General features: G+C 67.5%; 1 protein-coding gene. It reads left to right on the top strand.

Annotation, left to right across the window (positions count from 1 at the left end):
* Positions 1 to 242: 242 nt before the first annotated feature.
* Positions 243 to 631, top strand: a 389-nt coding sequence (locus tag CFP71_RS43250) for a response regulator transcription factor (protein ID WP_167406490.1), incomplete at its 3' end; no start/stop codon positions are given.

The raw sequence follows: 631 nt of genomic DNA on the forward strand, positions 1-631 counted from the left end.
AACACGCCGCTCTTCCGATCTAACGTTGAAGGTTGCGAACGTTGCGTTCGCATCACGAGAACCCCGCCCCGGCGGTCCCGGCGGCATCGAGCCTCGCGAAAGCCACTTTCGGGACACGCGACGTCATGAAAGCGGCTTTCGCGACACGACGCAGTGCGTCACCTGAAGGTCCCGGCCGCTGGACTGTACCGACGCGATAGTCCGATCAGGTCACTCTCAGGAAGGTGTGGCAACGTAGGGTCGTGCGAATTCTGGTAGTCGAAGACGAAGAACCCCTCGCCGACGCGATCGCACGCGGCCTGCGGCGCGAGGGGATGGCGGTGGACATCGCGCTCACCGGTGACGACGGGCACGAGAAGGCCACCGTCACCCGGTACGACGTCGTGCTGCTCGACCGCGACCTCCCCGGCATGTCCGGTGACGACCTGTGCCGCGAGATCGTCGCGTCCGGCGAGCTGACCCGGGTGCTGATGCTCACCGCGAGCAGTTCCGTTTCGGACCGCGTGGACGGGCTTTCCCTCGGCGCCGACGACTATCTCGCCAAGCCGTTCGCCTTCCCCGAACTCGTCGCACGGGTACGCGCGCTGGGCCGTCGCGCGACCCCGGCCGCGCCGCCGCTGCTGACTTCGGG

Source organism: Amycolatopsis thailandensis, assembly GCF_002234405.1.
Classification (GTDB): domain Bacteria; phylum Actinomycetota; class Actinomycetes; order Mycobacteriales; family Pseudonocardiaceae; genus Amycolatopsis; species Amycolatopsis thailandensis.